Genomic DNA, 1,460 nt, shown 5'->3' with positions numbered 1-1,460 from the left:
CTAGTACTCCAGCCGTAGATCGTGATCTTCATGGTTCCTGCCGCGATTGCCGCTGGTAGTGGGCTTGCTGGGCTCGGTGCTGGTGTCGCCTGCGCCAGTGTGAGCAGCGCAGGACGTGCCCGATGTTCACGGCTGGGGTGAGCACGAGGGCGTTGTAGAGATGACGGATCTCGTTGAGTGTCAACGGGATCAGCCCTGCTGGGGCGGGACTGGCGCGGGCGGCGACGGTGGTGATCGCCAGGAACAGGTGCGCGAGCAGTACCAGGGTTGTCCAGCGGTACCAGGAGATCCAGGTCCGGACCTGGTGCTCGTCCAGCCCGGTCTGCCCCTTCGAGGTCTGGAACGACTCCTCGATGGTCCACCGGCGCCCGGCCACGCGCACCAGCACCGACAGCGCGACCCGGCAGGGCGAGTAGCAGCGGTAGAAGGCCAGCTCTCCGGTGCGGCGGTGCCGGCGTACCAGCAGCGACCGGAACCCTTCGGGCGCCTCGTCGTCGGTGTCGGTGATGGTGATCCAGGCCCAGTCGTAGAACCGGTGTCCTTTCGCGCCTTGCCCGGCCGACAGCCGTTGCCAGGCGCGTTTCGGTAACCGCGCCACCAGGACATCGGCCCGGTAGACGCCCGTGGCGGTAGCCACGCGGTGATCACAGGCCACCGCCAGCACCTACCCGACCCGCCGCCGCTCCAGCCCGGCCCGCAGGACCGGGTTACCGCCGTAGACCTCGTCAGCGGCGACCCACCGCGCGGGCACGCCACCATCGAGAGCCCGGCCGAGCATCAGGGCGGCCAGCTCGGGTTTGGTCGCGAACTCGATATCGGCGGGGATCCCAGCCTCCGCACACCGGTCCGGGTCGTCGGCCCACACGCGCGGCAGATACAGCTCACGATCGATCAGCGTGTGCCCGATCGTGGTGGCATAGGTCAGAAACACCCCGACCTGGGCGTTCTCGATCCGTCCGGCGGTGCCGGTGTACTGCCGCCGCACCCCTGCCGAACACGTGCCCTTCTTGACGTCCCCGGTCTCGTCCACCACCAGCATCGCGTCGGTGTCACCGAGTTGCTCAACCGCGACGTCCCGCACATCGTCACGGACCTCGTCGGCGTCCCACACAGCCCGAGACAGCAGATGCTGCATCCCGTCCGGCGTCGCGTCCCCGGCATGCTCGGCGATCGTCCAGCAGTTCTTGCGTGGCAGGTCCGACAGCAATCTCTCCACGAACGACCTGGCCCGCCGACGTGGCTCCACACGCCCGAACCGCTTCGCCACCCTCGCCATCAGCCCGTCGAGCTTCTCCTGCCAGCCCACCGGATCCACACCCCCGGCGGCGTCTACGATGACAGCCGCGGCCACCACCTGATCTTGAGTTGTCCACACAACTACTCATGATCGTGTGGTGGCCGCGCTCGTCTTCCCGGGCCCTCAACAGCCAAGATCACGAAGTCCGGCTGGAGTACTAGGC

At 67.9% G+C, this 1,460-nt stretch carries 1 pseudogene; it reads right to left on the bottom strand.

The annotated features are described in order from the left end of the window. Nucleotides 1-28 precede the first annotated feature (28 nt). Nucleotides 29-1,276 (bottom strand): annotated as a pseudogene (locus ABFX45_RS46120) (IS701 family transposase). Nucleotides 1,277-1,460 lie beyond the last annotated feature (184 nt).

The organism is Lentzea roselyniae (genome assembly GCF_039537795.1).
In the GTDB taxonomy this organism is placed as follows: domain Bacteria; phylum Actinomycetota; class Actinomycetes; order Mycobacteriales; family Pseudonocardiaceae; genus Lentzea; species Lentzea atacamensis.
The sequence above is the reverse complement of the archived record's forward strand: the minus strand, read 5'-3'. Positions and strand labels throughout refer to the sequence as shown.